Source organism: Pseudanabaena sp. PCC 9330 (assembly GCF_055795045.1).
The window spans coordinates 278,036-304,702 of sequence record NZ_JAYFES010000115.1 but is presented as its reverse complement, the minus strand read 5'-3'; the positions used below and the strand labels follow the sequence as shown (position 1 = coordinate 304,702).

Annotated in this window: 20 protein-coding genes and 1 other RNA gene; 9 read left to right on the top strand and 12 right to left on the bottom strand. The window is 57.3% G+C overall.

Going from position 1 to position 26,667, the window contains the following annotated elements; translation table 11 throughout:
• Positions 1 to 34: 34 nt before the first annotated feature.
• The 4 genes from dnaN (at position 35) to katG (ending at position 5,554) form a co-directional block, all read left to right on the top strand.
• The gene (dnaN, locus tag AC0QKW_RS18700; protein ID WP_473152599.1) at positions 35 to 1,165 is read left to right on the top strand and encodes a DNA polymerase III subunit beta; all 1,131 of its coding nucleotides are present in this window, start codon (positions 35 to 37) and stop codon (positions 1,163 to 1,165) included.
• Positions 1,166 to 1,507: 342 nt separating this feature from the next.
• The gene (locus AC0QKW_RS18695) at positions 1,508 to 2,035 is read left to right on the top strand and encodes a hypothetical protein (RefSeq protein ID WP_473152598.1); all 528 of its coding nucleotides are present in this window, start codon (positions 1,508 to 1,510) and stop codon (positions 2,033 to 2,035) included.
• 551 nt (positions 2,036 to 2,586) lie between these two features.
• Positions 2,587 to 3,147: a redoxin family protein gene (locus AC0QKW_RS18690; protein WP_473152597.1), complete on the top strand. Its 561-nt coding sequence runs from the start codon at positions 2,587 to 2,589 to the stop codon at positions 3,145 to 3,147.
• Positions 3,148 to 3,229: 82 nt separating this feature from the next.
• Positions 3,230 to 5,554, top strand: a complete 2,325-nt coding sequence (katG, locus tag AC0QKW_RS18685) for a catalase/peroxidase HPI (protein WP_473152596.1) — start codon at positions 3,230 to 3,232, stop codon at positions 5,552 to 5,554.
• A 70-nt stretch (positions 5,555 to 5,624) separates the two neighbouring features.
• Here katG and AC0QKW_RS18680 read toward each other — a convergent pair whose 3' ends face one another.
• The 3 genes from AC0QKW_RS18680 to AC0QKW_RS18670 all read right to left on the bottom strand — a co-directional run bounded on the left by AC0QKW_RS18680 (position 5,625) and on the right by AC0QKW_RS18670 (position 10,346).
• A complete protein-coding gene (locus tag AC0QKW_RS18680; protein ID WP_473152595.1) occupies positions 5,625 to 8,618 on the bottom strand; it encodes a glycerol-3-phosphate acyltransferase in 2,994 nt (997 codons plus the stop codon).
• 140 nt (positions 8,619 to 8,758) lie between these two features.
• A complete protein-coding gene (locus AC0QKW_RS18675) occupies positions 8,759 to 9,403 on the bottom strand; it encodes a hypothetical protein (RefSeq protein WP_473152594.1) in 645 nt (214 codons plus the stop codon).
• Between the two features lie 571 nt (positions 9,404 to 9,974).
• Positions 9,975 to 10,346 carry a CU044_2847 family protein gene (locus tag AC0QKW_RS18670; RefSeq protein ID WP_473152593.1) on the bottom strand — a complete coding sequence of 124 codons (372 nt, stop codon included), beginning with the start codon at positions 10,344 to 10,346 and terminating at the stop codon, positions 9,975 to 9,977.
• A 192-nt stretch (positions 10,347 to 10,538) separates the two neighbouring features.
• Between AC0QKW_RS18670 and AC0QKW_RS18665 the strand changes: the two genes are divergently transcribed.
• Positions 10,539 to 11,066, top strand: coding sequence for a 2TM domain-containing protein (locus AC0QKW_RS18665; RefSeq protein WP_473152592.1), 528 nt, complete (start codon positions 10,539 to 10,541; stop codon positions 11,064 to 11,066).
• A 29-nt stretch (positions 11,067 to 11,095) separates the two neighbouring features.
• Here AC0QKW_RS18665 and AC0QKW_RS18660 read toward each other — a convergent pair whose 3' ends face one another.
• The 3 genes from AC0QKW_RS18660 to ffs form a co-directional block, all read right to left on the bottom strand.
• Positions 11,096 to 11,626 (bottom strand): hypothetical protein, encoded by a 531-nt coding sequence (locus AC0QKW_RS18660; RefSeq protein WP_473152591.1) that lies wholly within the window; start codon positions 11,624 to 11,626, stop codon positions 11,096 to 11,098.
• Between the two features lie 4 nt (positions 11,627 to 11,630).
• Positions 11,631 to 11,993, bottom strand: a complete 363-nt coding sequence (locus AC0QKW_RS18655) for a phasin family protein (protein ID WP_473152590.1) — start codon at positions 11,991 to 11,993, stop codon at positions 11,631 to 11,633.
• 226 nt (positions 11,994 to 12,219) lie between these two features.
• An RNA gene (gene ffs, locus AC0QKW_RS18650) (signal recognition particle sRNA small type) lies at positions 12,220 to 12,316 on the bottom strand.
• 25 nt (positions 12,317 to 12,341) lie between these two features.
• Between ffs and AC0QKW_RS18645 the strand changes: the two genes are divergently transcribed.
• From AC0QKW_RS18645 to AC0QKW_RS18635, 3 genes are all read left to right on the top strand, one after another.
• Positions 12,342 to 12,932, top strand: coding sequence for an HD domain-containing protein (locus tag AC0QKW_RS18645; protein ID WP_473152589.1), 591 nt, complete (start codon positions 12,342 to 12,344; stop codon positions 12,930 to 12,932).
• A 335-nt stretch (positions 12,933 to 13,267) separates the two neighbouring features.
• Positions 13,268 to 15,019, top strand: coding sequence for a cation:proton antiporter (locus tag AC0QKW_RS18640; RefSeq protein ID WP_473152588.1), 1,752 nt, complete (start codon positions 13,268 to 13,270; stop codon positions 15,017 to 15,019).
• Between the two features lie 61 nt (positions 15,020 to 15,080).
• Entirely contained in the window at positions 15,081 to 15,752 is a 672-nt protein-coding gene (locus AC0QKW_RS18635) for a Uma2 family endonuclease (RefSeq protein ID WP_473152587.1), read from the top strand.
• A gap of 9 nt (positions 15,753 to 15,761) precedes the next feature.
• Here the strand turns inward: AC0QKW_RS18635 and AC0QKW_RS18630 are convergent, their stop codons facing one another.
• Positions 15,762 to 17,288 (bottom strand): YifB family Mg chelatase-like AAA ATPase, encoded by a 1,527-nt coding sequence (locus AC0QKW_RS18630; protein ID WP_473152586.1) that lies wholly within the window; start codon positions 17,286 to 17,288, stop codon positions 15,762 to 15,764.
• A gap of 71 nt (positions 17,289 to 17,359) precedes the next feature.
• Between AC0QKW_RS18630 and AC0QKW_RS18625 the strand changes: the two genes are divergently transcribed.
• Positions 17,360 to 17,527: a DUF433 domain-containing protein gene (locus tag AC0QKW_RS18625; RefSeq protein WP_473153007.1), complete on the top strand. Its 168-nt coding sequence runs from the start codon at positions 17,360 to 17,362 to the stop codon at positions 17,525 to 17,527.
• An 84-nt stretch (positions 17,528 to 17,611) separates the two neighbouring features.
• Here AC0QKW_RS18625 and AC0QKW_RS18620 read toward each other — a convergent pair whose 3' ends face one another.
• The 5 genes from AC0QKW_RS18620 to AC0QKW_RS18600 form a co-directional block, all read right to left on the bottom strand.
• Positions 17,612 to 17,998: a hypothetical protein gene (locus AC0QKW_RS18620; RefSeq protein WP_473152585.1), complete on the bottom strand. Its 387-nt coding sequence runs from the start codon at positions 17,996 to 17,998 to the stop codon at positions 17,612 to 17,614.
• A 225-nt stretch (positions 17,999 to 18,223) separates the two neighbouring features.
• Positions 18,224 to 19,750, bottom strand: coding sequence for a trehalase family glycosidase (locus AC0QKW_RS18615; RefSeq protein WP_473152584.1), 1,527 nt, complete (start codon positions 19,748 to 19,750; stop codon positions 18,224 to 18,226).
• 37 nt (positions 19,751 to 19,787) lie between these two features.
• Entirely contained in the window at positions 19,788 to 22,577 is a 2,790-nt protein-coding gene (treY, locus tag AC0QKW_RS18610) for a malto-oligosyltrehalose synthase (RefSeq protein ID WP_473152583.1), read from the bottom strand.
• Between the two features lie 54 nt (positions 22,578 to 22,631).
• Entirely contained in the window at positions 22,632 to 24,485 is a 1,854-nt protein-coding gene (gene treZ / locus AC0QKW_RS18605) for a malto-oligosyltrehalose trehalohydrolase (protein ID WP_473152582.1), read from the bottom strand.
• Between the two features lie 681 nt (positions 24,486 to 25,166).
• Complete coding sequence (locus AC0QKW_RS18600) at positions 25,167 to 26,666, bottom strand: hypothetical protein (protein ID WP_473152581.1); 1,500 nt, start codon at positions 26,664 to 26,666, stop codon at positions 25,167 to 25,169.
• Between the last annotated feature and the right edge of the window lies 1 nt (position 26,667).

The following is a 26,667-nucleotide window of genomic DNA, read 5'->3' as shown; positions in this document are numbered from 1 at the left end:
TTCTGCTCCAGTTGCGTTTCTTTTTCTCTCTGCCATGAAGTTTACTTGCCCCCAGAACGAGCTGAGTTCCCAACTGTCGTCGGTCAGCCGCGCCGTCTCATCTCGGCCCAGTAGACCTGTGCTGGCCAACATTTTGGTCAAGGCTGATATTGAGAGCCAGTCGGTCACCCTGGTGGGCTTTGACGAAGTGCTCGGTATTGAAACCCGCTTCAGCGCTCAGGTCGATGAACCCGGCACCCTCACCCTGCCCTCTAAGCTCTGGGGCGATATTGTCTCGCGCCTAGCCAACGAAGACATCATCCTAGAATCTGAGGGTGACAGCACTACCGTTACCCTTACCTCGTCCTCAGGTCGCTACGAGGTAAGGGGCCTCAGCGCCGAAGACTACCCCTCACTACCGACCGTAGAAGATGGTGAGGCCATATCGCTCTCTGCCGATGCCCTGCTCCACGGGCTGCGCGGCTCGCTTTTTGCCACCAGCGGTGACGAAACCAAGCAGGTGCTTACCGGCGTGCACCTGCTCTCTGAAACCGACTCCCTTGAGTTTGCCGCCACCGATGGCCACCGCCTGTCGGTGGTTTGCACCACCGATAACTCGACCACCGACACCCCAGCGATGGATGTCACCGTGCCCGCCAAGGCTCTGCGGGAGCTAGAGCGCATGATTCAGGGCTACACCTCCAACGAGCCGGTAGCCCTGCGCCTCGATGAAACCCAGGTGCTCTTTGACCTGGGTGCCCAGCGCCTCACCACCCGCCTGCTCGAAGGGCAATATCCCAACTACCGGCAGCTGCTGCCGAAGCAGTTTGCCCGTCAGGTCACCGTCGATCGCCGCCTGCTTATGGCTAGTCTAGAGCGCATCGCCGTGTTGGCCAGCCAAAAAAACGACATCATCAAAATCACTCTCAACCCCGGCGACCAGAGCATTGCCCTCTCGGTAGAAGCCCAGGAAGTGGGTAGCGGTCGCGAAGAACTGCCCGCCCAGGTCACGGGGGACGAGCTAGATATAGCCTTTAACGTGCGCTACCTGCTGGATGGACTGAAGGCGTTTGACACCACCGAGGTACAAATGCAGTGCAATGCGGCCACCAGCCCAGCCGTGTTTGTGCCGCTGGGTGAAACCAAGATTACCTACCTGGTTATGCCAGTGCAGATCCGGGGGTAGACGGCAAAGAATGGCTCAGTACCAATTCTTTGCGAGAAGAGTTCGGTTAGTTTTGCGTCAAGGAGGAAAATCAACGAACAAAAGGGCAATGAACAAGAGCTTCCACCTTCTTGCAACATTGCCCCAATGAATTCGGTATCAGGCACGCTCAGACAGTTCAAGGCGATCAACCTAAGTCTGTAGCGCTGCCAACCTAGTAGAGCTTTAGAGGCCTGTAAACCCCCAAGGCATGTAGGACAGCATATCATAGCTGTACCAACTTTATGCTGCAAAGTTTTATAGCTTCAAAAGTCTCTCTAGAAACAACAAGTTGAAAAGTTGTTCATTTTTCGAGAGGAAATTATGGCTAAGAGCAAGTGGAAAAAAGACGATGAGATTAACTGTGAGCTAAAAATTTGCGATTACTTGAATAGGCGCTCAAAGAGACTGTTCCTAAAGGATGTTTGCAGACCCGAGCTTATGTATGCAACGAGAGATTGGGCTGTTGAAAATAAAGTTAATCCTCGTCAATTGTGCGCTCAGGTGCATGACCAGATAAACCTTAAACTCCAAGGTTTAACGTCCAAGGAAATCAGGCATTTACTTGAAATTGGAGACAGAGAACTGATCCGAGATCGCTTCGATACAGGTTCTCTCAATTGGTACTCATTGATCAATATTGCGGCTGCTAACTTTATTAAACGGGGAGTTGATCCATTGAGTGCAGTTAATCAAGCCTGTGAAATTTGCCTTTCGCCTGACTATGTTCCGCGTCCTGCCATTAAGCAAATAAGCATACACTTACAGGGACTAGCGATAGTGAAACGGATCAAAAAGATGAAACAGCAAACCACAGAAATTCAACTTGATTTGTTTAAGGAGGTTTCGTAGAGATGGCTGATAACAAGTAGCTAGAAATTACAGTTGCTTACTTTAACGGCTTTCAAGCTTGAACTTAATATAGCAATCCGACATGATTCTTGGACAGAAAAGAGGGCCGAAAGCCATACCTGGAAAGAGTGTCTATTTCACGAATCAAATAGGATTGCTATAGCATCGACCATCATCGTGGTCGACTCGCATGTGCCCACCTGTATTTGCCCTGTGAGTACACAGCCGCCGCCGAGCAACTGCTGAAAAGAAAGGGAATCTGACAAAGCCTGGCCTATTAATGAGTAGCCTAGCGAAAATAAGTGGCTTTAGCTCCTTCTCTAGCGACAGACAAATTTCATATTGTAGAAATATTAAGTGTTGCAAAACACTTTTATTGTTGGCCCACAGGAGCAGGCTGGATTGATTAGGCTGACGGCATCAACAAACTCGTAGTAAGTATGACTTGAGTCGGGCCGGGTTAGCCCCTCGGTTTAACGGGGCCACTCGCATCGGCTTGACTTAGTTGGAATCTTCTACCTCTAGCTGAAGTCGAGTAAGGAGCTGGGCCAATGTTGTTCCACTATGGGGGCCAGCGTGTCCCCCACATAACATTTCGGCTGTTTTCAAAGGCGGGTTGGTACGACCTCTCAACGACCGATCTCTTTGAGCATAAAACGGTGGTCGCGTTTGCGGTGCCAGGAGCCTTTACCTGTCCCCATTCACCGATTCAGCTATTGGCCTATAACGAGTATGCCCCCATATTTCGAGCCAACGGTATTGATGAAATTCTCTGCATTTCAGTCAACGACCCGTTTTCGCTGGCGAGTTGGGCGCAAGATGAAGGGGCTGATCAGGTGCGTTTGATCCCCGATGTGACGGGTGACTTTACCCGCAACCTGGGGATGCTGGTAAACCTTTCTGACAAAGGCATGGGGTATCGCTCAAGGCGCTATTCCATGCTGGTTAAAGACGGCGTGATTGAAAAAATGTTTGTAGAACCAGAGGGCTTTGAAGCCATGCCCGTCGTTTCTGACGCTAAGACTATGTTGCACTACGTTAATCCAGAGGCCAAGCCGCCCATGCAGACCACTGTGCAAATGCAAATGTGGCAGACGATGCTTTCTGCCTAAAAGGAATCGTCACCCAGAGAAGAACCCAAACCCCAACAGGAAAGAAATTATGACGAGTAGCCAAATGAAATGCCCGTTTCCTATGAGCAGCAAGCTAATGGATATCTGGCGGGCTCTATCCTCTGTTCTGACGTCTAGCAGCGCCGAAAATGTTGAAACTGCTAGTCTGCCCCAGTCTGCCCTAGCCAATGGCGGCAGCAGCAAATGCCCGGTGATGAGCGGGCCGCTATCTCGGGTCGGGCCTTCTAATCGCGATTGGTGGCCGAGTTCGTTGAATCTCAACATGCTCCATCAGCACTCAGCCAAGGCTAACCCCATGGGTGAGGATTTTAACTACGCGGAGGCCTTTAAGAATCTCGATTTAGCGGCTTTGAGGGCAGACATCTACGAGCTGATGACCACGTCGCAGGACTGGTGGCCCGCTGACTATGGCCACTATGGGCCGCTGTTTATTCGCATGGCGTGGCACAGCGCTGGCACCTATCGCATTGGCGACGGTCGCGGCGGGGCCGGCTCGGGCAGTCAGCGGTTTGAGCCGCTGAACAGCTGGCCCGACAATGCCAACCTCGACAAGGCGCGCATGCTGCTCTGGCCCATCAAGCAAAAATACGGCAACAAAATTTCCTGGGCCGACCTGATGATCTTTGCAGGCAACTGCGCTCTGGAGTCGATGGGCTTTAAGACTTTGGGCTTTGCTGGCGGGCGTGTGGATGTCTGGGAGCCAGAGGTGGATATCTACTGGGGAGCTGAGAAAGAATGGCTTGGCAATGAGCGCTACGAGGGCGATCGCGTACTCCTAAACCCCCTCGCCGCCGTGCAGATGGGCCTGATCTATGTCAACCCGCAGGGGCCAGACGGTGAGCCAGACCCCCTGGGCTCAGGGCGCGACATTCGCGAGACCTTTAAGCGGATGGCGATGAACGACGAGGAGACCGTCGCCCTCACTGCCGGAGGACACACCTTTGGCAAATGTCACGGTGCGGCCGAGGATACCCACCTCGGGGAGTCGCCGGGGGGGGCCACCATTGTTGATCAGGGGCTGGGCTGGAAGAGCAACTTCAACACAGGCGTCGGGGTCGATGCGATCACCAGCGGCATTGAGGGGGCCTGGACGCCTACCCCCACCCAGTGGGACAACAGCTATCTTGAAACCCTGTTTAAGTACGACTGGGAGCTGACCAAGAGCCCCGCTGGCGCGTGGCAGTGGAAGCCCAAGGGCGACTCAGGGGCGGGCACCGTGCCCGATGCCCACGATCCGTCGAAGCGACACGCCCCGATGATGACCACGGCGGATATGTCGATGAAGATGGATCCGATCTACAACCCGATCGCCCAACGCTACCGCGATCACCCCGATGAGTTTGCCGAGCAGTTTGCCAAGGCGTGGTTTAAGCTCACCCATCGCGACATGGGGCCGCGATCGCGCTACCTGGGCCCCGAGGTGCCCCAAGAAGAGTTCCTGTGGCAAGATCCTATCCCTGCCCTCGATCACGACCTGATCGATGAGCAGGATATCGCTGGCCTCAAAGCCAAGATTCTTGAATCGGGGCTGTCGGTCTCGCAACTGGTCACAACGGCCTGGGCCTCGGCCTCCACCTTCCGCTGCTCCGACATGCGCGGCGGCGCGAATGGGGGACGCCTTCGCCTTGCGCCCCAAAAAGATTGGGAAGTCAACCAGCCCCAGCAGTTGGCTACGGTGCTGCAAACTCTGGAGAGCATCCAGCAGGCGTTCAACAGCTCGCAGTCGGGCGGTAAACGGGTTTCGATCGCCGACCTGATCGTTCTAGGCGGCTGTGTGGGGGTTGAGCAAGCGGCGAAGAACGCCGGCCACGAGGTGATGGTGCCCTTCACGCCAGGCCGCATGGATGCCACCCAGGAGAAAACCGATGTGGAGTCCTTTGAGCCCCTGGAGCCGATCGCCGACGGGTTCCGCAACTATACCAGCGGCAAGCACAGCGAATCGCTGGAGGAGCTGCTAGTGGATCGGGCGCAGCTGCTGTCGCTGTCGGCCCCGCAGATGACGGCGCTGGTGGGCGGCCTGCGCGTCCTCGGGGCAAACTTTGGCGGGTCTAAGCACGGCGTCTTCACCGATCGCCCCGAGACCCTGACCAACGACTTCTTCGTCAACCTGCTCGACCTGGGCACCACCTGGAAGGCAACCTCTAAGGAGGAGATTGAATTTGAAGGCAGCGATCGCAAAACCGGTGCCAAAAAATGGACTGCTACCCGAGTCGATCTGATCTTTGGCTCTAATTCACAGCTCCGGGCCCTGGCAGAGGTTTACGGCGCTGCCGACTCGCAGCCCAAGTTCATCCATGATTTTGTGGCGGCGTGGGATAAGGTGATGAACCTCGACCGCTACGACCTGAGGGCAGTCCAGGCAGAAAGCTCTGCCAGGGGGTTCTAACGCCATATCCGGCCCACACCCCGATTAAAACTGATCACCCTGTAGTGGTGCACAACTGTGCGCCACTACTTCATTCGATTTCAGCGGCAAAATCGCCAGGGGGCAGTTCATAGCCCACAGCCGCGCTGGTAGGAGGGGCGATCACCTCCACAATTCCAGTCTCACCATTCACCCGTACCCACTGGCCATTGTGCAGCCGCTGGGTGGCGTTGGTCACATCCATCACGGCTGGAATGCCGTACTCCCGCGCCACGATCGCCCCGTGGGAGAGACGGCCCCCGACCTCGGCAATCAGCCCCTGGGCGCGGGCCAAGACCGGTGCCCAGCCCGCATCGGTGTAGGGCACGACGAGAATAAAGTCATCCTCGCTGGGGGGGAGAGCTTCGAGGTGGGTCATCACCCGCACTGGCCCAGCCACAATGCCAGCGCTAGCGCCAATGCCCTTGAGCGTTTGCTGCACGGTAGCGGTGGGGGCGATCGCGCGATCGCGGCTGGGTGGCTCGTTGCCAAACACCAGGTAGGGCACAGCGGCCATGTGTTTATCTTGGTCGTACTGGGTCTGGCGACGGCTAATCAGCCCCCGCACCGCTGTCCAGTCCGCCGATGTTTGACTCACCAAAGCTCGAATTTCCTCCAGGGTGAGCAAGAAAATGTCGTCGCGCTCCGAGAGGTGGTGCTGCTCGTGCCACTGGGTGGCCAGGGCCAAAATGCTGTAGCGCAGCTCGGCCAGCAGCTGGTTGTAGAGGGTGTTGATCTGGCCCTTGAGGTCGAGGCGGTGCTGCACCAGGGCGGCTTTGCCCGCTGGCGTTGCGGTAGCGGTCTTGGGTGGTGGCGGTTGGCGCACAAACTGGGCCAGCAGCTCGCGCACCGGGGCCGGGTTTTCTCGCCAGGTGGCGACGGCAATGTCGGTGCCCACGGGGCTGAGGTAGCCATAGCTGTCGAGAAAGCGACTCATCGCCGAGAGTAGTGATTCGCCGTCGGTGCTCTCGGCTAGGGCGGTCATTAGCGCTGGCCCGTCGGTGATGCGATCGATCTCGGCGGTTGAGAGCACCTGGCGAATGTCTTGGGCGATCGCCCGCAGCTCATCCAGGGCCGCAATTTCCTCATTTTGCATGGGGTTTAGGCTTTCTTCGGGCACCTGGAGCAAGGCACGGCGCAGGGCAAAACTGAGGGGGCCGAGAATGTTGAAGTAGGTGACGCGGCTGAGCAGGTCGAGTATTTGGTCGATGCGGTTGAGCAGGTCTGGGGACGTTAGAGATTCCCTCGGGGTGGCGTTGAGAGATTGTAGGGCGGGGGCAAAGCGATCGCGATTTTCCCGCCTAAACTCCTGCTCTAGCTTCAGTTCTCGACCTACCAGCCGCAGCAGACCCGGAACGTTGCGCAGGGTAGACCCCAGGGGCGGCTTGCTAAACTTGGCCCCCCGGGTAAGAAACTCCAGACTCTCAGCGGGCAGACCCATGCGGCGAAAAATATCCCCCAGTAGGGTGGCGTTAAAGTAGGCGTGGGCATGGTGCAGGGTGGCGGTCTCTTCAAAGTCGAGCCCGGTGGCGCGATCGCCCAGCACCACCGTAAAAATCTCGCCCCACACCCCGCAGGTCAATGGCCGGTTGATCGACCAGGTCAGCGGGCGAATGGTGCCGGGTATCACCTCGGCGGCGATCTTGCGCGTCCACAGCGGTTGCAGGGTGGTGATCGGGCGGCTCTGCAACAGCCACAGGGTCTCGCCGTCGTAGCTCCACTCAATGTCTTGGGGAATGCCCTGGAAGCGGCTCTCTAGGTGGCGGGCCAGGTAGGCCACCTGTTGCAGCAGCCGAGCGGGCACCTGGCCGCTGCCCTCCACCGTTAACGTCAGCGCGTCTGAGATCTGCCAGTCGGCCTCGGCAATCTCGGCCAGAGGTGGCACGTCCTCTGGCTGCACCAGCACCCGGTATTGCTCGGGGGTGACCTGGCCACCCACCACCTGCTCGGCTCCGCCGGGCAGGGCCTCGATCACCACCGCATCGCCACAGCGAGCAATCGGGTCGCGGCTAAAGGCTACCCCCGAAAACTGCCCCTGCACCTGCTGCTGCACAATCACCGCCAGCCCTCGCTCGGGCAGATTTTGGCTTTGGCGATAGGCGATCGCCCGCTGGGAGTTATAAGACGAAAACACCCGTAAGATTGCCTCTGACAGCCCCTCTTTGTCAGTGATATTTAAAAATGACTGGTAAACCCCTGCTGCCGAGGCACTGGCAGTATCCTCATCCTGGGCAGACGATCGCACAGCGAGGGGCTGAGCTGTGGAGGGGCTGGCAATCTCTAACAGTGCTGTTGGGTCATCGCCAGCGGGCAGCACATAGCCCCGAGGCACCGGGTAGCCCCAGGCGGTAAGTTGGCCCAGGGTCGCCGCCTTGTGGCCATACTTAGCGGCATCCAGGAGTTGGTCGAGGGCTACTAGGGCGCGATCGCCGCGAAAAAAACGAAACATGGTGCGAGACTCCAAGCGTCCTTCGTCGTCGGGCAAATCGAGATCGTCAGGTAGTTTTTCATAGATCCAGGCGATCAGCACGCTGAGACAGGTCATCGCCATGGTCAGCGCCCCATCTTGGTGGCGCAGGGCCGTGATCAGCGGCAGCAGCACCAGTGCCAGCAGTCGCCCCTGCCGCCGCTCCCGAAAAATGGTAAATCCTAACCCGCTGAGCAAAAACGTCAGCACCGCCGTGGGCCAATCGTAGGCCACAATACCCCACACCACATTGGTGGTGCCCGCCCCCTTAGCAAACCAGTAGCGGCCCATCACCAGCCCGATCAGAGCCATAATCTCCCACGCCGAATCTGCCGGGAAGTAGTACCGCGCTAGCAGCACCACCCCAATCCCCTTGGCTGCTTCCAGCAGCACCGCCGCAATGCCCGCCACCTTACCGCCGTGGTAAAACGCCGCCGACACCCCCACATTGCCCGTGCCCACCCGGCTCAGTCGCTGCCCTGTTAACAGCCAGGTTGACCACCCCGTCAAGGGCAACCCGCCCACAACCGGAGCCAGCACAAAAATTAAAAAAGCACCCCACACCTGGGCGAGAGTCATAGAACGTTTCGATTTGGAATGGGCACGTTGGGAGCGGTGAGTTGGAATGGCTGACGGCGAGGCTGCTTGTCTAAAACCTTACACCTTCTTCCCGATTAACTCATCACTCCCTCTATTCCTTCACTCCTGGTAGGGGTCCTTCACTCCTGGTAGGGGCGTACATCGTACTGCACGTAGGGCTGCTGTTGTGCCGGGGGCGGCAGCGGCTGCCGCTCATAATAGTAGTAGGGGCTGGGCGGCATCCGCATGGGGTAAGCCACGGGTGGTGGCTGGTGGGCCGTGCGCCGCTGAATATGCATCAACCACAGGGCAATGATGGCAAAGGCCGTGCCCCCGCCCAGCATCAGCATCAAAAATAGCCCCAAGATGCCCCAGAGAATCATGGTCTGGGTTTCATTGTTGCGCGGAATAGACTCAATCAGGCGCACCTGTTGAGAGGTCATCTCTTCTACGGCTGTCTGGTAAGTGTTGAGTTGGGCTAGCACCTGGTCAGTTTCGGCCTGCTGACGCTCAAGCTGGGCCTTGAGGTCGTCAGCCAGATTTTTTTGGGCGCGCAGCTCGTCTTGCAGACTGCTGACCATATCTTGCTGCCGGGTGAGGTCGTGCTCTAGGCGGCTTTGCTGAATGTCACCAGCACTGGGCGGCGGCGGCACTGGCACTGGCTGCAGGTTGAGCACTTCGGTGCTAGGGGGTGGAGGCGGCAAGGTCGGGGTTCTACCCGTGCCCGATCGCACCATCAGCATCAGCAGCACTAACGCCCCACCGGCAGCGCAGCTGGTAATCAAGATCGACCTTTCCTTCATCAATCCCCGATGCAAAATCTCATTACCTTGGCGTGGTGGGTGTGGTGAGTCAGGAGTTTCAGGAACTGTAGAGGGTGAGTCAGCTAGATCGCGATCGATGGCTAGCGTCAAAGACAGCTAAAGGCATCAAAGGTAGCCAAATCTGTCTGCCATAAACCTAAGGAAAAAAGCCCAAGGTTGCAAATGGTGCTGAACCTGGCAGTCAACCCGCGATCGCATCTGACAAATAGTAAAAACGATGGCGGATAAACCCTCTATTTTTCAAGGTTTTCACCAAATTATTATACATCTGGTCAGAATTGGCACAACAAATATACTGACGCCCCCCAAGTTAGGCCCAGACCCTCAGCTTAAGCGTGGAAACCCTTGGGCGATCGCGCCATGGCGAGCGTCATTCTAGACTCCCCACGGGCCTGTAGATACGCCCCTGCATCCTCAAAACCGGCCCATAAAAAACCGGACTTCTGCTGGGGTTGCCTAGGTCAGGCGATATCTCCCGTTAGAAATCCGGTAGGGCCGTTGTGACGATGATTGACCACTGGCCGCAACGCGGTCAGTTAAACGAGCATTCCACCGTAATTTTTAGGTTGCTCTCAGCGGTGCCTTTAGTAACATAAGGAACGCCTGCCTCTCCGCCGACCTTCAGGCCAAACTCTAGGGTGACTTTTTCAACGTTGGCTGTGGCCATATCTTTGAAGGCATTCATGGTGTAGCCGGTATAAGCACGAATGGTGCCCTCAATGGCCTTAAAACTCTGGGCCGTGTGGATTTGGGCCGTCGGGTTAGGCATCCCCAACCCCTTAGCGGTGCGGGTGGTTTCACCGTAGGCGTCAGCCGGGGCCGAGTCTGGGGCAACCACATCGTCGGTGGCCTCCATATAGATCTCGGTGCCATCCTCCAGGCGGATCGGTACCAGTTGAGTCATAGTGCACACTCCGATGGTTAAGATGCATATCCATCGATTAGCATTCCCGAACGGCGCTAGCTCTCACCATTTTGGCGCTAGAGGCGGTGACGATAGGTTTTCCGTACCCTAACCGCCCCCGCAATTCAGCAAATTTTGTCTATAACCAAGAAAGGGGCTTTGCTTCCCAGGTTTTAGCGACAGAGAATAGCAATGGCCGATTTACTAACCGATCTGTACTCCAGCGACGGCGAATTTTTATATCCCGCCGAAGACGCTCAGCAGATTTTGAGCCTTGCGATCGCCCGTCAAACCGATTCAGGTGAGCTTTCCCGCGCCCAGCTACTAGAGATTGCCGATGAACTGGGCATCTCTGCCGATACCATCGCCGCAGCCGAGCGCGAATGGGACGTAAAAAAGTACGAACTTGCCGACCAAAGACTGTTCGATAGCCAGCGCAGGCAGCGGTTTCACCACGGGCTATCTCAGTTCGCCATATTTGGCGGTTTCTTGCTGCTGTTCTTGGTACTGACCGGCGGGGTCGGCTTTTGGGGCGGGCTGGTAAAGTTTTTGCTTTACCTTGGCGTTGCCCCCTGGAGCCTCAAGCTCAGCTGGGATGCATGGCGCATCTACCGCCCCAATGAGTATAGCTACCGCAAAGAATTTCAGCGCTGGCGGCGCAAGCAGCAGATGAAACGAGCTGTAGGCGGTGCGGTGCGCCGCCTGTTGGGGTCGTGGTAAGACTCTAACTAAACCTGATTGAGACCGCCTTACTGTTCTGGGGAGCTGGGCCAGATCGACTCCCAGTCGGGGCAGTGACGCTCTTCCTCGGGGCCATAGGGATGCATCGCGCACACCAGCGTGTTGCCCCCAAAAGACTGGCCACAAAAATTGCGACAGCCAACACAGGCTGGATAGTTTTGCAGCAGCGGCTCTACAGTGCTGTTGATCGGGCCGGAGACCTCCTCAAACCATTGATCAATACCTGACAGCCCAGCCACCAGCGGCCCCAGCACCTCATTGAGCTGTTCGACAACTCCATCGAGCTGGCTGTTGAGCGATACCCGAAAAGGGGTCACTGCGTAATTGATCTCATTGACGATGCGATCGATCTCCGGGTCGATCGTATCCTGCACCTGCTCTGCCCATTGATCAGTTGTCTGCACCATCGCATCAGAAGCGCTGGCTAACTGCTCAGATAGCTCGTCGAGCCACCGCTCTGTGTCGTCTGATAGCTGCTGAGTCAACCCCTGCACGGCATTGCCAAACGTATCAAACCATTGCTTTGACCAGTCATCCATAGGGCTAGTTACTCGACTTTTGCTTTAGGGTTTCCAATTCTTGCCGCAGGGCGGCTACCTGCTCTCGCAGGGCAGCGGTAGAGTCGGCGGCGGCAGGTTCTTCATCGTCTAAAATTTCGATGGGACGAGGCTCGGGAAAAGTTTCTACGGTCTCATTAACCGTGGTTTGAGCCCGGTTGACCATCTCGTTGACCAGCCGCTGGGCTTCTTCAGCCGTTATCTCACCCCGAGCCACCAACTCGTTGACAACGCCCTGGGTTTGCTCGCGCAGGTCATTGAGGGTGTCGCCCGCCTTTTCTCCAGCATAGGAGGCTACCCCCACGCCCAGGTAAAACGCTTTTTTCACCAAATCTCCAAAACTAGCCATGGTCGGCAGCCTCCCGTCACTCATGTACAGTGCCAGCCTAGATAAAAATGCTAGCCCACCACCAGGGGCAATATCACACCCTCTTAGGTGGAAAACCAAACCCCAATTCTTCTAGCCTAAACAAAACTGCGCAGATTGGGGATGAGGAGAAATTTTACGTTACTCTAGGGCGTTACCTTGGGGTCGCAGCCGCTGTAGCGTTACAGCTACGGCCCCATAAAAGCTAAAAGACCCGGAGTCCACGCCTGTCACAAGCATCCCGTAATGCTGCTACCTTCCGGTTCTGACATGATTTGGGCGTTGCGACCGCATGGGTCCGAGTCATTTACATCATAGCACTTGCCTTCCATGACAAACCAACGGCTCCAGCAACAAATTGCCTTCGTGGTTGAAATCGACCGGCTCAAACAGGTCTTGCGCCAAACCCAGCTAATGGATGCTAGCCGCCGCGAAAACAGCGCCGAGCACTCCTGGCACCTGGCGATGATGGTGCTGACTCTGGCCGAGTATGCTCCCGAGGGCGTCGATCTCCAGCGAGCCCTTCACCAGGTGCTGATCCACGATTTGGTAGAAATCGACGCGGGGGATACCTTTTGCTACGACACTGCCGGGCATGACGACAAGGCGGAGCGAGAGCAGCAGGCTGCCGATCGCATCTTTGGCCTGCTACCCGAGGCGATCGCCCAAGATCTGCGCCAGCTGTGGGACGAGTTTGAGGCCCAAGCCACCCCCACCGCCCGCTTTGCCGCCTCGCTCGATCGCATTCAACCCCTGCTGCACAATTGGCAGACCGGCGGCGGCACCTGGACGCAGCACCACATCAGCCGCGCCCAGGTGATGCAGCGCATGGCTCCGGTAGAAACCGGCGCTCCAGAGCTCTGGCCCTTTGTGTTGGAGGTGATTGAGGAATCTGTAGCCGCAGGATATTTGGCAGCCTAAACAATCTGACGCGAAAAAGCTCTGGCCATTGGCTGCGACGAGTACGACACCCAACCCATCGAGCTGCCGCGCCTGTTCAACAACATGACCGCACTCCTGGGAAAAAACTCGGACGCCCTAGACCCAGCAAACTCGGCCAATCGATAGCGCTGCTCAACTTTTTTAGTGACAATAGAGAGACATTGCCCAACGGCATCGGTGGCCAAGAGGTCATCGGATACCGTGGCAGTTCTGCATCTCTATCTCTACTTTACGTCTGCCCTCCTACAAAGCCCTCCTGTGTCATCTGGTGCGGGAGGGCTTTGTAGGCCGTCTTAGCCCTATTGCCTCCTGGTATGACCGCTGAACCCAACTTTGTTCTAGATCTCACCCTGGCCCTCGGGTGCTCTGCCTTGGGCGGCTACATTGCCCATCGCCTGAAGCAGCCAGCGCTGCTGGGCTACCTGATTACCGGGCTGGTGATTGGCCCTTTTGGGCTGGGTCTACAGACCGATGTGGAGCAAATTCAGGCATTGGCGGAGGTGGGTATTGCCTTTTTGCTGTTTGCCCTAGGGGTTGAGTTTTCGCTGGGCGAGCTGAAGCGAGTGAAGGATATCGCCCTCAAGGGCAGTTTTCTACAGATGGGGCTGACCACGCTGCTGGTGTGTTCGGTGTCGCTGCTGTCGGGCACAGCCAACTCTCCCCTGCAGGGCATTTTTCTGGGGCTGGTGCTGTCGCTGTCCTCCACGGCGGTGGTGCTCAAAACCCTCACCGATCGCGGCGAAACCGCCACCGTCCACGGCCAGGTGATGCTGGGCCTGCTGATCGCCCAGGACATTGCCCTGGGGCTAATGCTGGCGGTGCTGCCAGTGCTCAACCAGCCCGATGCCCTGGGGCCAGCCCTGGCGATCGCAGCATTGAAGTTTGGGCTATTTTTGGCCGGGGCGATCGCCCTGGGGCGCTGGGTAGTGCCGCCGCTGATTCAGCACATTGCCGCCACCGAGAGCAGCGAGCTGTTTTTGCTCACCGTGGTTGCCCTCTGCCTGGGCATCGCCTGGATCACCTCCAAACTGGGCCTCTCCATCGCCATGGGGGCCTTCGTGGCTGGGCTGATGATCTCCGAAATTGACTACGCCGACCAGGCCCTGGGCAAAATTTTGCCCCTGCGGGATACCTTTGCCTGCCTGTTTTTTGCCTCCATCGGCATGCTGATCGACCCCCACCTGATCGTCAACAACCTGGGCAAAATTTTGGAACTGGTGGCGCTGATCATGGTGGGCAAGGCGCTGGTGATTTTGCCCATTGTGATGGGCTTTGGCTACTCCCTCAAAACGGCCCTCAAAACCAGCTTTGGCCTCAACCAAATCGGCGAATTTTCCTTTGTGTTGGCGCTGATGGGGCTGGAGCTGGGGCTGATCACCGAGGAGCGCTACTCGCTGCTGCTGGGCACCATCGCCATTTCGCTGATGCTCACCCCCCTGTGGATGAACCTCGCCCCTCGGGTGTCGGACTGGCTCCACACCCTGCCGGTGGTCAAAGATTTTCTCGACCAGGCGGAAGAACCCACGCTGCTGTCGGTACCCGGCGACCTGCATGACCACGTGATTGTGGCCGGGTATGGCCGGGTGGGCGAGGTGCTGGTCAATGTGCTGCTCAGCCGGGGCTACCCGGTGCTGGTCATCGAAAACAGCGAAACCGCCATTCAGCGCTTGCGCAACCGCCACGCGCCCCTGGTGCAGATTCCCTACGTCTACGGTGATGCCGATAGCGAGCTGGTGCTCGAAAAAACCTACCTGGAAACCGCTAAGGCTCTGGCTATTACCCTACCCGACCCCGCCACCACCCGCCTGGTGCTACAGCGGGCATTACTCAGAGCGCCGGAGCTGGATATCATTGCGCGATCGCACAACAACGATGAAATTGACATTCTTACCCAGCTCGGTGCGCGGGAAGTAGTGCAGCCCGAGTTTGAGGCTGCCCTGGAGCTAGGCTCTCACCTGCTCAACACCCTGGGCGAAAAGTCGATCGAAATTCAGTCGGTGCTCGATTGGATTCGCCAAGACCGCTACCGCAGCATTCGCCCCGCGGCCCAGGTGGGCGAGGGGTAAGGGCCATCGGTGCATTCAGGCAGACTAAACTATAGACGTAGGTCTGACAGGCATTGCCCCCATGGTTCAGCAGCTACAGCCCGACGCCTCAGCCCAAATTGATTACCCCGACAGCGATGGGCAGCCCATAGCCGACAACACCAAGCAATTCCGCTGGATTGTGGTGATCAAAGAAAACCTGGAGCTGCTGTTTGCGAATGATCCCCAGGTTTTCGTCGCAGGCGACTTGCTGTGGTATCCGATCGAAGGCGATAATGCCATCCGCCAGGCTCCCGATGCCATGGTGGTGATAGGGCGGCCCAAGGGTGACCGAGGCTCCTACCGCCAGTGGGAAGAGGGTGGCATCGCCCCCCAAGTGGTGTTTGAAATTTTGTCGTCGGGCAATCGCTTTGGCGAAATGCTGCGCAAGCTGAGCTTTTATGATCGCCACGGCGTCGAAGAATACTATATCTACAATCCTGACAAGCCAGAGCTGACCGGACTTCAGCGCGGTGAAGGGGGGCTAGAGGTGATTGACACTATGGACGGTTGGGTCAGCCCCCGGCTGCAAATTCGCTTCCAAATGGCAGACTCAGGGCTTAAAATCTATCGCCCCGATGGTGGGCTGTTCTTAACTTACACAGAGCTGGGGCAGCAGCTAAAACAAGAGCGCGAACGTACACAGCAGGAGCGAGATCGGGCTGATCGCCTGGCAGCGCAACTCCTGGCGGCAGGCATCGAACCCGACCTGTAGCCCTCATCATCATTGCATCCGATCAATGGTGCGGTACTGGATCGCTTCGGCGATGTGGTGGGTTTGCAGGTGCTCAGCGCCATCTAGATCGGCGATCGTGCGACCGACTTTGAGAATGCGATCCATGGCGCGGGCTGACAGCCCCAGCTTGCGTACCGCCCCTTCTAGCAGCGTTTTACTGGTGTCATCTAGCGGGCACCAGTGCTTGAGGTGGCGGCTCTGCATGTCGGCGTTGCACTGCAAACCCGGTTCAGCTTTGAAGCGATCGTGGGCGCGCTGGCGGGCAGCTTGAACGCGATCGCGCACCGGTTCTGAAGCTTCCCCCGGCTGGTGCTGGGTCATCTCTTCGGGCTTAATGCGGCTGACCACCACCTGCAAATCAATCCGATCCATCAGCGGGCCAGAGAGTCGCGACCAGTAGGTTTCGCGGCTGCGGGGGCTACAGGTGCAGGGCTGTACCGAGTCACCATAGAACCCGCAGGGGCAGGGGTTGGTGCTGGCAATCAGGGTGAACTGGGCAGGGAAGACGACGGACTGGCGGGTGCGAGTAATGGTGACGTAGCCGTCTTCCAAGGGCTGGCGCAGGTACTCCAGCACGTCGCGCTTAAATTCGGTTAATTCGTCGAGAAAAAGGATCCCCCGATGGGCCAGGGAGATTTCCCCCGGCTTGGGGTAGCTGCCGCCGCCCACCAGGGAAGGGCCAGAGGCCGAGTGGTGGGGGCTGCGAAAGGGGCGGGTATTCACCAGGGTGCCTTTCTCCTTCAGCAATCCCGCGACAGAGTGAATCTGCGTCACATCCAGCGCTTCTTCAAACTGTAGCGGCGGCAGAATGGAGGGCAACCGGCGGGCCAGCATGGTTTTGCCGCTTCCAGGCGGCCCCACAAATATCAAATTATGGCCGCCCGCAGCGGCGATCTCTAGCGCCCGCCGGGCCTGGGCCTGACCTTTCACATCCCGCAGATCTAGCGCGTTGGGGGCAGCATTCATCGCCAGGGTGGTATCGACGGCCACTGGGTTGTGACCGGAGGGATTATTAAGAAAATCGGCCACCTCCGATAGGTGGCTAAAGCTGTAGACCGTTAGCCCCGGCACTACGGCGGCCTCGCGCCCGTTGTCTGTGGGCACCACCAGGCCGCGAATACCCAGTTTTTGCGCGGCGGCGGCGATCGGCAGCACCCCGGCCACTGGTCGCAGACTGCCGTCTAATGAAACTTCGCCGAGAAACAGCAGATCGTTGAGGGCGTCGGTATTCACCTGTTCTGACGCGGCAAGAATGCCGACGCTGATGGGCAGATCAAAAATCGGGCCTTCTTTGCGCAGGTCGGCGGGGGTGAGGTTGACCACCACCTTGCGCATGGGGAAGGGGAAGCCAGCATTTTTGAGCGCTGCCTTAACCCGCTCACGCGACTCTTGTACGGCGGTGTCGGGTAGGCCAACCACCACCACGCCGGGCAGTCCGCCAGAAATATCGACTTCAACGCCTACCTTGAGGGCGTCGATGCCCACCAACGCTGCGCTCCAGACCCTTGCCAGCATGTTGTATTTCCCCTGAGATGGCCCCTGATTCTGGGGTTTAGGGTGCCCAGGGGATGGGGTGCGATCGGTAAATCAGCATTTTTTACGATGAAATACTGAAAGTGGGTTGTTGTCTTTGTGGCTTAGGCATCACCGTCTATGAAGTACCTGAGTACCTAGGGTTCGAGATGACCGAAACCGACATTCTCAATGACTTCCCCCATCTGACGCGAAAAGACCTGCAAGCCTGCATCAGCTGACGGCATTAAAATGTTGAAGGTTTGGGAACTTTTGCCCTGGGCAATCTAGGGTTAAAAAACTATCCGCAGTCGACATAAACCTGCCTACTCTGCGATGTGTTTGAGTATGCGCTTGTCGGTTGTAGAGAGTACATCGTCGCCCATGGTCTGGGCTTGCTGGGCGCGATCGCTCAGTTCTTGCATTTTTTGGCTAGCGGCGTCTCGACCTGTCTCAATCGCCTGGTTGCGGGCGTCGGTCTTGCCGATAATGTCTTTGGTGGTGTCGAGGCCGCTATAGACCTGTTCTGAGAGAGCCTTGGCCTTGTCGGCGGCCTGCTCTAGCTGCTCAGAGCCTATGGGCTGAGGAGCAACCTCTTGCCCATGGCTGGCCGCAGAGAACGAGGTGCCCCACACAATCAGCCCAATGGCGATCGCCAGTAGCCCGGCTGCGATCGCGCCGCTGAGAGTAAATATCCGCTTCCTGAGTCCCATAATGCTTTCCATGCAGCGTCTTTAGCCTAGACATTGGGACTGGCTGCGCCATCCTTCTCCCGAGAGACACCGGCTTGCCTCGGATAGTTATTGTCCAGGGAGCGATGGCCAAGCTGGAGGCGATGGTAGCAGGGTGCTCATTCCATTTGGGTTAGCGGCTAGGTCTTGGGATTGACATAGAAAAGCTGAGGTACTGGGGTGTCAAACCGAAATGGCTTGGCTGCGTCAGGGCTGTTCTTGCTCCAAAATCGCCAGTAGCTCTAGAAAGACGCCGTTAGTCCAGCCGAAGCCGACCTCGTTGCTGCTGTAACCAAAGTCGATCGCCCCTGATACATTGCCCGTGCATTTCTCAATGTCATACTTCTCTAGCAGCACACCGCAGCGTTCAAAGTCTTTGACCAGCAATGAGACAAACTTTTCGGCGAGGCGCAGGGCCTCGGTTTTGTAGCCGTAGCGCAGCAGCCCCTTGACGGCAAAGTGCTGTAAGGGTGCCCAGCCAAAGGGGGCATCCCACTGGTTGCCAGAGACAAAGTTGCTGGTGCGGAGGCCGCCGGGGGCTTCAAACCGGTGCAGGTTGTCTACCATACGCTTGGCCTGATCGGCGGTGGCAACGCCACTCCAGAGGGGGTAAAAGGCGGTGCCAAATTCGTAGCGACGGTAGCAGTCTGAGCGGAAATTGTAGTCGAGAAAGAAGCCGCTCTCTTCGTGCCACAGGTACTGGTGGATCAGGCACTGGCGGCGATCGGCGCGATCGCGCCACTGGCTGGCCAGCTCTGGAATCTCGATAATGTCGTAGATGTGGGCAATGTCGAGCTCCATCTGGTGCAGCAGCACGTTGAGACACACTGGCGCGTAGTGGATTACATCGACGCTGAAGGGGCCAAAGCGATTGGTGGGGTCGAGGCCTGACTCTCGCATAGCGCGATCGCCCTTATAAAACAGATCTGTCAGCTCATCGGCCTCGGCGTCGTAGTACAGCGAGACATCGTAGTCGGTGACCTCGTGGGTGCGGTAAAACTCGCGCACCCGGTCAAAGTGGCTGCGGCCTTGCTCATCGCGCTCAGAGTAGAGCACCTCTGGGGCAGGGCCATCGGCCACGGCGTAGTAGCGCGATAGGCCCGTGGCCTGGTTGAGGTGAGGAGGCACCACCCAATAGTAGTAGTAGCTTTCGAGCTGGGGCAGGGTATTGGTCAGCCAGTCGGTGTCGTGGCAGTGCTCGTACCACTCCAGCACCATGCGCGACAGCAGCGGCGGCTGGGAGCGGTTGAGGTAGTAAGTACGGTTGGCGTTGAGCACGGTGCCATAGTGCTTGACCTCGTAGAGCAGCTGCTCGATCAGGCTTTTGGCCAGGGCAAATTCGCCATCGCGCAGCAGACCAAGCTGAATGAAGTAGCTATCCCAGCCGTAGAGTTCGTTAAAGCGACCACCGGGCACCACATACTCGCCAGGCAGATAGAGCAGGCCGTGGCCCTCGATCTGATCGCTCTCCAGGGGCAGCGGTTTGACGGCGATGTTGGCCATCTCCGCTGCCGAGACAAACTGGCTGAGGTGGGTGGTGATATTGTCGGCGTCTTCTTGACCAGAGACATAGATCAGCCAGGAGCCATTTTTTTCGTGGGCAATTTTTTCGTCGTAGGCCGCATCGAGAATATGGTCGTGGGAGCGGGTCAGCCCGTGCCACTGCTCGCGAATATAGGTTTTGATAGCGGGAATGGTGGGGGACTGGAGAATGGATGCGGTGGTCGCTGTCATCGGTATTTGGGTTAGTGGGTTGATGGAAAGTCTAGATTTAGGAATCACTGCCCACGAGAATGGCGACGGGGAAGGTGGCGAGCAGGTCGGCTAGCTTGGCGTCGCCATCGGCGCTAAAGCTTTGGCCGGTGATCCAGTTGTGCCAGGGGCCAGAGTTGGGCAGGGCCAGGGTGGTGTCGCCCCAGCAGTCTTTGCCGATGGGCAGTTCGCCGGGGGCAATGCGGCCGGTGAGAAAGCGGGGGGCGATCGCTACCACCTGCTGCCCTTGCCACTGGCGACCAAAGGCCACCACGCTGTCTTCGGCTTTGCCCCGAGCAAACAGCGGCTCGTAGTCGCCCTGGGCAAACAGCTCGGGGTAGGTACGGCGGGCCGACAGGCCACAGTGGGTGAGCCACAGCTTAATGCGGCCATCGTGGCGAAATTCCAGCAGGTTGTGCAGTAGGCCGGGGCGATCGGTCTCGGCCCACTGCTTGAGTTCATCGAGCCACTGGCGGCGGCGATCGTAGTCTACCGGGCGACGGTTGTCGGGGTCTACCAGGCTAAAGTCCCACAGCTCTTGGCCTTGGTAGATGTCGGGCACCCCCGGCAGCATCAGTTTGAGGGTTACCTGGGCCAGGGCGTTGTAGATGCCGTAGTCGGCGATGGTCTGCTGAAACTCGCGAAAATCTGTGAGAAAGGCGTTGTCGTCATCGGGGGCGAGAATGGCGCGGGCGAAGTCTACATAGCCATCTTCATAGTCGGTGTCGGGGCGCAGCCAGGCGGTGTGTACCTTGGCCTCGCGCACGGCCTTAACCACGTAGGCGGCAATGCGATCGCTAAAGCTGGCCAGTTCATTTGCATCGAAGGGAAACGCCCCCACCAGGGTCTGGTAGAGGAAATACTCATCGTTGGCGTCGGGCACCACGCGATCGCGCACTACCTTTTTGTAGCTGCTATTCAGGCTGCGCCAGCGGTTTACCGCCGCCTCCCACTGGCTGGGCAGTTCTGAGAGCACATTGAGCCGGGCGCGCAGGTCTTCGCTGCGCTTGGTGTCGTGGGTGGAGGTAGCCACCATGGCCTGGGGCCACTGGCGCTGGCGCTCCTGCTGGAGCTGGTGAAACTGGCGCAGCGACAGGCCAAACTGCCCTGGCGACCCACCCACCTCGTTGAGGGCAATAAAGCGGTTGTAACCGTAGAACAGGGTGTCTTCTAACCCCTTGGCCATCAGCGGCCCGGTGAACTGCTGCAACCGCATGACAAAGTGCAGCCACTGGGCCTTTTCTGCGGCGGGTAATGAGTCTTCGTAGTTGAGGCAGAGAAACTTTTCGATCAGGTTTAGCTCGTTGATCAGCTGGGGAATGCGCTTGCGAGCGGCCTCGATCGCCTCTTGCACGTAGGCCAGGTCACGCTGAGAAATACCCTCTTCGTTGGCGTAGGTGCAGTAGATCGGGAACGCGATCAGCACCTCTTCGATCGCCGTGCGCAGGCCATAGAGGGTGAGGTCGCGGCCATAGCGGTACTGCTGGCAGACCCGTTTGAGGTAGCGGGCTAGGTTGTTGATGTCGCCCACCAGGTTAGTGTCGGCGATCAGCCGCTTTTTGGCCGCGACCAGCTCGCTGTAGGCGGTGGTTTCGCCCGTGATCTGGTGATAGATGCGGGTAAACTCTTCCTGGTTGGCCTGCTGGCAAAACAGGCCGTTGATCTGAACCAGGGCGTCGTAGCCAGAGGTGCCCTGAATGGGCCAGGTGGTGGGCAGGGTCTCCTCGGCTTCAAGAATTTTTTCGACCACGGTGTAGGTATCGCCCAGGCGATCGCGCAGCCGCCCCAGGTAAGTGGTCGGGTCGTAGAGGCCGTCAATGTGGTCGATGCGCACACCCGTAAACTGGCCCAATCGCACCTTTTCGGCGATCAGCTCGTGGGTCTGCTCAAACACCGGCTCGTTGTCCATCTTGAGGCAGATCAGCTCGTTGACGGTGAAAAAGCGGCGGTAGTTGAGTTCTTCCGCTCCCACCTTCCAAAACGACAGCCGGTAAAACTGTTCGCAGAGCAGTTCGTCGAGCAGATCAAAGCTGCTGGGTTCGTCGGGGGTGCCGTTGAAAATCACCAGGTTTTGGTCGATAAACTCCCGCACCGCGTCGCTGTTTTGGTAGATATCCCACAGCAGCCCCTTAGCAAACTGAGCCTGGTCGCGGTAGGCCTTGCCCGTCAGGTCGGCGATCGCATTTTTGACCACGTAGACCAGGCCAGAGATTTTCACAAAAGTGCGATCGCTCTTATCTAAATGCTGGGTCAGCCGCCCCGACTGATAGCTCAAAAACCGCCCGTAAGACTCGATTCGCACCGGAAACCGGAGGCCATAGTAGTTGACGCTGAGGCCCGCCTCGTCGTAGCTGAGCTGAATCTCGCCTCGCTCCAGGCACTGGTCGTAGAAATCCCCCAGCATCGGGGCCAGCACCTTGCCTCCCAGCTCCTCCGACCCATCCCACTCGATGTCAAAAAAGTTGAAATATTCGGAGTCGGGGCCAAACTCCATGACGTCCATCAGGTAGTGGTTTTGCCCGTCGTAGGCCATGTGGTTGGGGACAATGTCTTGCAGCCAGCCCATGCCGTGGTGGTGCACGGTGTCGATCAGCGGGCCAAAGCCATCCTCGCCCCCTAGTTCAGGGTTGAGCTGGGTGGGGTCGACCACGTCGTAGCCGTGGGTACTGCCCTGGCGGGCCTTAAAAATCGGCGAGGCATAGATATGGTCAATGCCCAGACTGCTGAGGTAATCGACCATGCCCTGGGCGGCGGCAAAGCCAAACTCAGAGTTGAACTGTAGGCGGTAGGTAGCGGTGGGAATACGCATGGGGGTGGGGAGTGGGAGGGTGGGGAATAGAGTTCTAGGTTTGGCCTGCTACCGTCATGCAGCTAGGTACATCACAAAACTCTGGGGGGATAGGGTGAGGGGCTGGGGCCCAGCGACGGTGGCAGGAACGCTGCTGCCGGGGCCATCCCAGGTGGGGTCGGCGGAGTCGATTTGCAGCTGCCAGGGCCTGGCAGAAGGGGGCAGATCGGTCGAGCTGGCAGCCTGGCTAAAGTTCATCGCGCACCACAGCACACCATTGTTGAGCGCCCGCTGGTAGATCACGATTTGCTGAGCTTCATGGGCACTGGCGTGGATATCTTTGCTGGAAGACGGCAGGCCGATCTGAAGCTGTCGCCGCAGCTGGAGCAGGCGCTGGTAGTAGTGCCAGAGGGTTTTGTGGTGGCCCTGATGGCGCAGATTCCAGCTGAGCTTAGAGGCTAAAAATGTGTCTTTGTGGTGGGCGGGGGCGGGTTCGCCAAAGCCGTGGGCGTCTTTGCACTCGCGCTTGCGGCCCTGGTAGACCGCTTCGATCAGATCGGCATCGCTGTGGTCGATAAAGTACTGAAAGGGGGCGGTTTCGCCATATTCTTCGCCCATAAACAGCAGGGGAATGTAGGGAGCGGTCAACAACACCCCTGCCGCCAGCTTGAGCGCCTCAAAAGAAACTGTCTGGGTGAGGCGATCGCTGCCTTTGCTATTGGCCACCTGGTCGTGGTTTTGGGCACAGACCACAAACTGGCTGCTGGGCAGATCGCTGGCCGAGTTGCCGTGGCGGCGGTGACGAAAGGGAGAATACTGGCCGCTGTAGACAAAGCGATCGCCGATCGCCGTCGCCAGAGCCTCGCAGGTGCCAAAGTCTCGGTAGTAGCCATAGTCATCCCCCGTCACCAGAGTGTGCAGGGCGTGGTGAAAGTCGTCGCTCCATTGGGCGGTGAGGTGGTAGCCCCCCTGGTCGGCGGGGCGCAGCAGGCGGCTGTCGTTGAGATCGCTCTCGGCGATTAGATAGAGGGGTTTACTCAGCGTCTGGCCCAGCTCTGTCACCGCCTCAGCCATCTCGGCCAGCAGGTGTCTAGCGCCAAAGTCATAGATCGTGTGAACGGCATCTAGCCGCAGCCCGTCAAGGTGAAACTCGCGCAGCCAGTAGAGGGCGTTGTCAATGCAGTATTGGCGCACGCCGTCGCACCAGGCGTCATCGAAGTTGATCGCGCCGCCCCAGGGGGTGCTGTATTTCTCGGTGGTGTAGGGGCCAAAGCAGCCGCTGTAGTTGCCCTCGGGGCCAAAGTGGTTATAGACCACATCTAAAATTACCGCCAGACCCTGCTGGTGGCAGGCATCGACCAGGCGCTTAAAGCTGTCGGGGCCGCCGTAGGAGTTTTGGGTGGCGTAGGGGTAGACGCCGTCGTAGCCCCAGTTGCGATCGCCCGGAAACTGCGCCACAGGCATGATCTCAATGGCGGTGATACCCAGAGAAACTAGATCGGGGAGGCGGGCGATCGCCGCCTCAAATGTGCCCTCAGCGGTAAACGTGCCGATGTGCAGCTCATAGATCACATAGTCGGCCCAGGGGATGTTGGCCCAGTCGCCGTCACCCCATTCATACCGGCTGTGGTCTACCACCGCCGAGGGGCCATGCACCCCCTGGGGCTGATAAAACGAGGCCGGGTCGGGGCGTAGAGTTACCTCGTTGCCATCAATGCAGTAGAAGTACTGGGTGCCCGCCGCTACCCCTTTCACCGTCGTGCTCCAGTAGCCACCTTCAGCCCTCTCCAAGGAAACAGTGCCGACCTGGGGCGACAGCAACCGCAGTTCCAGCGTTTCTAGCTCTGGCCCCCAAACTGTAAACTGGCATTGCTCGCCATCCGTTAACCATGCCCCTACGGGTTGGGTTACTGCTGTATTGGCTGTCATTGTGAAAGTCTCAACTTACTAAGTCAGCACCCGCTACCTGCAATCTGCATAGGCACGCGCTCTGCCCAGTAAACCTATCAGGGCTGTCTTACCAGCGAATCCTCTGGTGGGTAGACATTCTGCCGGGGCATGCCTATCTATAGACATACTCGCCAGATTTGCTCGCCCAGAGCCGCGGCTGTGAGAGCGTTCATTAACCCAACCATAAACTTTGGTATCATCCCTGGCCATGGCTGAATAGAAGGAGTATCTTAATAGATAAGGAAGTGAATTAACGAATACAAAAACGTGATTCCTTCCCCGACAGATCAAACGGTTCAGTCCTGTTAAATAGGAGGTACGTTATCGATTTAACGTCTGAATCTATCTCGTCAAATACCAGCAGCACTTTACTAGGTTGTTGATATTTCCTCTCTTTAACTGGAGAGAGCTCTGTTAAGAAATGCCCAGAGACGCTATAAACCCCACGCGATGGTTTCTTTACGACGGCATTTAAACATCTCTACTTAAAACATACTTGAGGAAAACTCTCAAGTTGACCAGTCAAAGTGCTGCTGGCTTCAAATCGTTCTCAAGGCAGTTTGTCTAAGGAGATTTGCTCTACAGCAATCGTCTAGTTATAGGTCTAACTTAAAACCCCCCGGCAAATATTGCCGGGGGGTTCTGCTATCAAGGTGCAATTCACCCCTGTGGATGCATCACTACCAGACGGCTGGTGTAAGCAGGCAGCGTGACGTTGATCTGCCCTGATTGAATTGGCGAGATCTCTACTAGCTCGTCTTGAACAGCTTCGCTAAACTCCCAAATACTCCCTTCACCATCGATTAACCAATCAGATACATCCACACTCAGGAACTGGGCCATAGGCTGATCGTTAACTACCAAGAGAGATAAGTCTCCTGGTTTTGACTGAGTTGCAAGAACCATGGCTGAGCCATCGTTAATTGTGCTCAATAGAACTGATCGGCCCCCTTGCAGTGCTCGAATGCCCATGCGAAAGGCATAGTAGCTGAGACGGCGATCGCCCTTGGCACTGACTAAACCCTCAAAATCACCTCGCTGCCCCCAGTCATAGAGCGAAAAAAGATGACTCCCGTACACGTAGGTGTCTCCAGGCTGAGACATCTGCATCATATTTTTGATTAGATTGAGGGCAAAAGCGAGATCGGTGTAGTCTCCGGTATAAGTGCCCCATTCCCCTAGCCACAGGGGTGACTGGGCATGACGAGTACCCTGCATCCATTTGCGTACCTGGCGCACGTAGGGGGCAATATCCCAGTCGTAATTATGGACATTGACACTGTCAAAGTAGGTGGGAATAGTCGTTAAAGCATCCTCTGGCCAGCGACTACCGCCCACGGTTTTAGGCGCATGAATATGCACAACGCGATCGGGCAGATAGGTGGCATAAACGTAAGAAATTGCATCTGCTGCCACGCGCACCATCTCAAAATAATCTTGTTGGTTGCCGCCCCAACCCTGCTGTCGATTGTCAGGCTCGTTGTGAATTTCAAAGTCATCAACATGGTAGTCATTTCGCACATTTAGCCAGTAGACAGTGGCAAACACATGCTCCCACCACTCGTTCCAATCTGCCTCGGTGCGGGGTGGGTTAAGTTGTAATGCCCAATCTGGCCCCCAGCCTGGGTCTGTATTGCGAATTGTCAGCACAGGGCGAATCTGGCCTTGCTTTAGGGTTTCAAATATCGTTTTTGCACTGCCCTGCCACAGTTCTTCAGGAACTCCTGAAAAGGCATAATCGGTGCCTGTGGCAGGCTGAGTCATCACTGCATCCCACCGCTCCCACGGCACTATATCTGGGTTGGCTTTGATCTGAGCGATAGTTGGGAATCCATACATCTCGTCATCATCTTCGGGTTCCCACCGCGACATTCCCCCATAGATGCGATAAGTATTGATGCCCAGGTCAGTAAAATCTGCGAGGTCAAAGTTGACACTACCTTCGCAGACCCCAATATGATGGGTACTAAGCCCAAGAAGCCGGTTGGATACTTTTACTGTTGTAGCAACTGGGCGACCTAGGGCAGAATTAGCGAGGCCTGCTTCTCCTAAAGAAAGTGCCAAAGCCAAGCCTAGTGTGAATATCAAAATCCACTGAATCAGATACGAAAATGCTCCAGTTCTGAGAGCTTTATATTTGACTATAAGCCTTAAATTCATG